Here is a 7052-nt window from a genome sequence, read left to right on the forward strand (position 1 = left end):
CTTTTTTGTTACAAAAAATGTTACAAGTTACAAGTTGATGAACGCCTATTTATTTCTTCCTAAAAATAAGTTATACTAAATTCAAGTAAGCGCTTACCATTATTTTTAAATGACTAAAAAATGGAGAACATCTATGAATGAATTTATTAATGGGAAACTGATTCCCGCTATCATGAAATTTGTTTCGACAAAACCCATGATAGCCTTTCGTAATGGCATGCTCTACACCATGCCATTTTCAATTATTGGCTCGATTTTCTTGCTTCTTGCCAATTTTCCGATTCCCGCAGTTTCGACTGCGATTGAGAATGCGGGATTGTCTGGCTATTTCAACCAAGCGTTTGGCGCAACCTTTGCCATTATGGCGTTTTTCGCGGCAATGGGCATTACCTCTTGTTATGTTAAGGAGCAAGGTATTGATGACACTTTGCCCGCTGGTATGATTGCCATGGCGCAATTTTTGCTCCTCATGAGTTCAGAAGTCACAGAATCTGAAAGTGGTAATATTGTCGGCAATATCATTAACAAAGATTGGACTGGTGGTAAAGGGATGATTGTAGCGATTATCGTTGGTCTTTTTGTTGGTATTATCTACTCTTGGTTTATCAAGCACGACATCCGTATCAAGCTCCCTGACGGTGTGCCACCAAATGTGGCAAACTCCTTTACAGCGCTGATTCCAGGTGTTGCGATTACCTGTCTGACTTTGATTGTCTACATTGTCTTTGACAAGTTTAACACGACATTCTTTGACTGGATTTACAAAGTACTACAAACGCCACTACAAGGTATGACCTCTACGCTTCCTGGTGTTATTGTCATGGGTGTGGTGATTCCACTTTTCTGGTTTTTCGGTATCCACGGCTCGACCATTGTCGGGGGGATTATGGGGCCACTTTTGACTGCCAATTCTCTTGACAATAAAGAACTTGTCGAAGCTGGAAAAACGCTAACTCGGGCAAATGGTGGTAAAATAGTAACACAACAGTTTTTGGATCAATACATGACCGTGACAGGCGCAGGGATGACAATTGGCTTGGTTGTTTTCATGGTTTTCTTTGCCAAATCAAAACAGTACAAAGAACTTGGCAAACTTTCAATCATTCCAGGCATTTTCAACATCAATGAACCTGTAATTTTTGCAACACCAATCGTGATGAACCCAATCATGCTTTTACCATTCATCCTCTCGCCTTTATGCTCAGGTTTATTGACCTACTTCGCTATTTATACAGGTGTAGTGCCAATGTTTGAGGGGATTGTTGTGCCATGGACAACACCACCAATTGTTTCAGGTTTCTTGACAAATGGGTGGCAAGCTGCGATATTGCAAGCGATTTGTTTGACGATGACATTTTTCATCTATTTGCCATTTGCTAAGAAAATGGATCAGATTACTGTTGCCCAAGAAAAAGGAAACGTGGCAAATTAAATAAAAATTGGAGAGAAAATGACTTTAAGAAAAGACTTTTTATGGGGCGGAGCAGTTGCTGCGCATCAATTAGAAGGTGGTTGGAATGAGGATGGCAAAGGTATTTCCGTTGCTGATGTTATGACCGTTGGGGCAAATGGTGTCGAACGGCGAATTACTGACGGCGTGTTACCAAACGAAAATTATCCCAATCACGAAGCGATTGATTTTTATCATCGCTACAAAGAAGATGTGGCATTATTTGCAGAGTTGGGGCTCAAATGTTTCCGCACCTCTATTGCTTGGACACGCATTTTTCCAAAAGGCGATGAAACAGAGCCAAATGAGGCAGGTTTGCAATTTTACGATGACTTGTTTGATGAATGTTTGAAATATGGTATTGAGCCAGTGATTACTCTGTCGCATTTTGAAATGCCTTATCATTTGGTAACGGCGTATGGTGGTTGGCGCAATCGTAAATTGATTGACTTCTTTGTGACATTTGCTGAAACAGTTTTCAAACGCTACAAAAATAAAGTCAAATATTGGATGACTTTCAACGAAATCAACAATCAATCGAATTTCCTTGAAGATTTTGCACCTTTTACAAATTCAGGATTGAGATTTACCGCTGGCGAAGATCGTGAGCAAATCATGTATCAAGCTGCCCATTATGAGCTTGTTGCGAGTGCAAGAGCTGTCAAAATCGGTCACGAGATTAATCCAGATTTTCAAATCGGTAGCATGATTGCCATGTGTCCGATTTATCCTGCGACAATGAAACCGCGCGACATTATGAAAGCGCAAGTTGCCATGCAGCGCCGTTACTGGTTTAGCGATGTGCATGCCCGTGGGCATTATCCGAGCTATTTGACGGCTTACTTTAAGCGCCGTGGTTACCATATTGACATAACTAGCGAAGATAAGCAAGATTTAGCGGCTGGGACAGTTGATTATATTGGCTTTTCTTACTATATGAGTTTTGCTGTCAAGGATACGGACAATGGCGCAGGTTTTGATTATGATGAAGCGCGTGAGCTGATTCGTAACACCTATGTTGAGGCGAGCGAGTGGGGCTGGCAGATTGACCCGCTAGGTCTACGCTATGCTATGAACTGGTTTGCGGAACGTTATGAATTGCCACTTTTTATCGTTGAAAATGGTTTTGGCGCTGTTGATGAGGTTGTTGACGGCAAAATTTATGACGATTATCGCATCAATTATTTAAAAGCGCACATTGAGCAGATGAAAGATGCTGTTGAAATTGACGGCGTTGACCTCCTTGGTTATACACCTTGGGGATTTATTGACCTCGTGTCAGCAGGAACAGGCGAGATGAAAAAGCGTTATGGCATGATTTATGTTGATAAGGATAATGACGGCAATGGGACGTTAAATCGCAGTAAAAAAGAGTCATTTGAGTGGTATCAGCGAGTTATTGCAAGTAATGGCGAGATATTATAAATTTTAAACGAGGGAGGATAGAATCCCTCGTTTTTTTATGTTAAAATAAAAACTATGAATCTAACATTACACGAAATCGCAAAAGTAGTTGGTGCCAAAAATAACTTAGCTGATTTACCAGATAGGACGCTTAACAATATCGAGTTTGACAGTCGTCTCATCAAATCTGGCGACATTTTCCTACCGCTGAAAGGCGCGCGTGATGGACATGACTTTATCGCGACGGCTTTTGAAAATGGTGCAGTTGTCAGCTTATCGGAAAAAACGGTGGCTTTCCCGCATATCTTGGTTGATAATACGGAGCAGGCTTTCCAAAAACTAGCGCGTTATTACCTTGAAAAAACGGGAGTTGATGTGATTGCTATCACCGGTAGCAATGGCAAAACGACGACCAAGGACATGACAGCTCAGATTCTTGCGACGACCTACAAAACCTACAAAACGCAAGGCAATTATAACAACGAGATTGGTCTACCCTACACCGTTCTTCACATGCCCAGCGGGACGCAAAAACTGGTTTTGGAGATGGGGCAGGATCACATGGGCGACATTCATCTGCTCTCGAAACTTGCGCGCCCGAAACTTGCGGTCATCACGCTGATTGGCGAGAGCCACCTCGAATTTTTCGGGACACGTGAGAAAATCGCTGTGGGTAAGTTGCAGATAACTGACGGTTTGGTCAATGGCGGAGAACTCATTGCACCAGCTGATAAGCTGATTAACGCCTATCTCCCCGAAAATCAGAAAATCACACGGTTTGGGGCGGACGCGGACCTTTATCTGACAACCTTATATGAATACAAAGATTACCTAATTTTTAATGTTAATTTCCTAGATGAAACCTTGACAATTCCAGTGACAGGAAAATTTAATGCGACAAATGCCATGATTGCCGCCTATATCGGCAGTCACGAAGGTGTTTCACCCCAAAATATCAAACAGGCATTAGCCAAACTCAATTTAACTAAGAACCGAGTTGAATGGTTGAAAGCCGCAAATGGTGCAGACATTTTATCAGACATTTACAATGCTAATCCAACTGCCATGCGCCTGATATTAGAAACTTTTCAAGATATTAACAAAAATGAAAACGGTAGAAAAATCGCTGTTTTGGCTGATATGAAAGAATTGGGCGAAAAATCGGCAGAATTTCATGCTGAGATGATAAGTGCACTTAACCCTGAAAAACTCGACTGTCTCTATCTTTATGGCGAAGAAATTTTCCCCTTAGTCCAACATGCAACAGAAATTTTTCCACCTCAAACAGTTCATTATTTTCGCAAGAATGCTAAAAATGATGACTTGCCAGAATTGATAGCAAGTTTACAAAAAAATCTGCAATCAGCTGACCAAATCTTGCTCAAAGGCAGTCATGCCATGCGTTTAGCAGATGTTGTTAAGGCTTTGCAAAAAAATGACAGATAAAAATAAAAATCGGGCGAAAGTCTGATTTTTTTTCGATAAAAATATGAGATAATAATCTTGTCAAACATTTACAGTAAATTTTAAGACCTAAAAAACGAAAGTGTGGCTAATATGAACAATCAAAAAGAGAGAATTATGGATTTGATGCGCAAAGGCATCATTACCGAAAGTGAAGCAATCGAATTGCTTGAAAAATCAGGTTTTTCAGATGAACCAGTCAATGAAAAAACTGAAAAAAACAAGAAAGTTGACAAAGATGGCTACCAAACGGACTCATCTGAAACTTTCAAACAGTTGATTAACCAAGCGGGTGCTTTGATGAAAACAGTTTTCAGCACAGCCAAGAAAACGGTTGACAACAACGTTGATTTTAGCGGTGGTTTTCCTAACATCAAGTCAGTATCGAAGTCTGATTTTAAAGCCTTGACGGGCGAAATCAACGATTTGAACGTATCAGCGACTTCTGGGGACGTGAGTGTCAGTGTTAAGGACGTCGAAAAAACGATTGTCGAAGTGAGTTACAAGGTTTATGGCGGTGTGACTGAGGAAGCGCTTGATGATTTTCTTCGTGATAATGTTGTGATTGACCTTGATAATGGCATTTTGACGATTGATGTTAAGAGCAAGCGAATTGTTGCTGACTTTACAATTACACTTGCGGCAAAACAGCTTGAGGAAGCGACTTTTGATGTTGTTAATGGCGTTGTTGACCTCAAATCTTTGGTGGCTGATGATGTGACGATTAAACAAGTTAATGGCGATCTGCGCGTGACAGGTGGCGAAATCAAAGACTTGCGTGTCAAGGCTGTCAATGGCAAAATCAGGATTGCAACAGATTTTGAGAAAGCTGAAATTACCAATGTTAATGGCGATATTTTGGTAACGACGAAATCTTTAAATTCTGAAAATCTCAAAGTTAAAAATGTCAACGGCGATGTCAAAATTTCTGTCCCTGAAAATATCGGTCTTGTTGGTTATGTTAAGACAACATTTGGCAGCTATAAAACGCGTTTGCAGCTTGATACACCGCTTGAAATTACAAAAAATGGTGCAGCTTTGGTTAGAACAGCGACAAATAGTTTGACGATTGATGCAGGGACAAATACAGGAACAGTTTGGCTAAAAGACGGCGAAGCGGTCGCACCAACGGCTAAAGAAACGGTCACAGCAGAAGTGACACCGACAGACGCAATTTCTGACACTATTTCCCAAAAAGTAGAAGAATTGAGTGAAAAGGAAAGTGAGGTAAATCAAGATGGCGAGGCAACTGACGAAATCAAGAACCAATAAAATGCTATCAGGTGTTATTGGCGGGATTGGTGAATATCTCGGGTTGACACCTGATGTGATAACAATTATTCGAATTATCTATGCCGTGATAACGATTGGTGGTATTGGATCACCGATTCTGTTTTATATCATTGCAGCGATTATTATCCCGTCTGCGCCGCGACATGTTAGTCAAAAAAAACAGGATTTTTCTAGCTATTCGCAATGGTCAGGCAATAACACCTCAAAAACGCAAACCAGAAAAGATGTCACACCGTTTGACGACGATGATGATTGGTCACAGTTTTAAGTCATTTTAGAAGAGACGTCTTGTCAAGTTGACGGACGTTTTTGTTTGGAATTTAAAAAGTAAAAAATATTTAGAAAACTCTTTTTTTTCTATTTATGTGTTATAATAAATTCGTATTATAGTTCATGTTTTATCTTTTAAAATCTATCACCAAATATTGTTAAATATTTGGTGATGTATGAATTTTATAATTATGTGTCCAATGAGCTTGAAAGTTGATATTGTTAGGAGTGTATGATGACTAAACTAAAAAAATTGTTTCAATGTGTTATTGAGTATGTAAAAAAAATAGAGTTTCGTCGTTTTTTTGATGCCATACCAAATTTAGTAAATTCGATTATTGATTTAGTGACGTTTTTACCTGCATTGGTTAGGAAAAAATTTAAAAGTAGCTCTTTTTGGAATGAGGAAGTTCCTGATGCTAAAGCAGTTGATAAAGAAGTTCGTTCTAAAGCGCTCTTTTTTATAATAGATGCTGCTGTAACGAATAAAAATAGTGTTTTATCTGAAAAAACAGTTAATAAAATGAAAGTTACCTGTATAGTTTTTTTAGAAATTGCTTCTACTGTAACAACAGCAATTGGTATGATGATTATTTCAAGTGATATATCTCCGCTTATTGCTATCATTTGGGCAGTTGTTATCCAAGTATTAGTAGGACTACTGTCAGCCTCTAAAGGGGGTTGGAATACGATTATTCTTGTAATTTGTTTAGTTGTTTCTGTAGGTTCAGACTATGTTTGTTATGTGAATGTAGTGAAACCTTATGATACTTATCTTGAAAAAGAATATAATGGTTTTAAAGAAAGTTATGATATAGTTCAAAAAAATGCTCTTGAACGTGTAAGTGAGTACGCTTCATTAGAAGATATGGCAGATGTCTCCTTTGAGAATGTTGAGCGAAGTCTTTCATTGTTAGAGAGTAAGTATAATGAATCAGCTAAAGAGGAGGAATTGTCTCGTTTAAAGGAAGAATTAGGCGCGATGGATAGTGTTATTAGATATAATTCTGGAGAGACTGCATTTCAGAATGATGGGAATTTTACAATAGACTTCTCCCGAAATTAAATTTCGAAATTGATAATACCACAAATTAAGGACGCACGAAGTAAGTGCCTCTTTCTTCGATTACGATATTTCTGAGCCATACACTTAAAGGTTTTGATTTTAGCA

6 protein-coding genes are annotated in these 7052 nt (G+C 39.1%); all 6 read left to right on the plus strand.

Annotated elements, in window-relative coordinates:
• The first annotated feature begins 133 nt into the window (after positions 1–133).
• Complete coding sequence (locus Hs30E_RS05690; protein WP_172208704.1) at positions 134–1432, plus strand: PTS sugar transporter subunit IIC; 1299 nt, start codon at positions 134–136, stop codon at positions 1430–1432.
• Between the two features lie 18 nt (positions 1433–1450).
• The gene (locus tag Hs30E_RS05695; RefSeq protein WP_172208706.1) at positions 1451–2875 is read left to right on the plus strand and encodes a 6-phospho-beta-glucosidase; all 1425 of its coding nucleotides are present in this window, start codon (positions 1451–1453) and stop codon (positions 2873–2875) included.
• Positions 2876–2929: 54 nt separating this feature from the next.
• On the plus strand, positions 2930–4300 hold the full coding sequence (locus tag Hs30E_RS05700; RefSeq protein WP_172208708.1) for a UDP-N-acetylmuramoyl-tripeptide--D-alanyl-D-alanine ligase: 1371 nt from the start codon (positions 2930–2932) through the stop codon (positions 4298–4300).
• A gap of 135 nt (positions 4301–4435) precedes the next feature.
• Positions 4436–5590 carry a DUF4097 family beta strand repeat-containing protein gene (locus tag Hs30E_RS05705; RefSeq protein ID WP_228462001.1) on the plus strand — a complete coding sequence of 385 codons (1155 nt, stop codon included), beginning with the start codon at positions 4436–4438 and terminating at the stop codon, positions 5588–5590.
• Entirely contained in the window at positions 5556–5879 is a 324-nt protein-coding gene (locus tag Hs30E_RS05710; RefSeq protein WP_228462002.1) for a PspC domain-containing protein, read from the plus strand. The genes Hs30E_RS05705 and Hs30E_RS05710 overlap by 35 nt, the downstream gene beginning before the upstream one ends.
• Positions 5880–6116: 237 nt before the next feature.
• Positions 6117–6947, plus strand: a complete 831-nt coding sequence (locus Hs30E_RS05715) for a hypothetical protein (protein ID WP_172208712.1) — start codon at positions 6117–6119, stop codon at positions 6945–6947.
• The last annotated feature ends 105 nt before the right edge of the window (positions 6948–7052 follow it).

This window comes from Pseudolactococcus hodotermopsidis (assembly GCF_011170085.1).
Taxonomy (GTDB): domain Bacteria; phylum Bacillota; class Bacilli; order Lactobacillales; family Streptococcaceae; genus Pseudolactococcus; species Pseudolactococcus hodotermopsidis.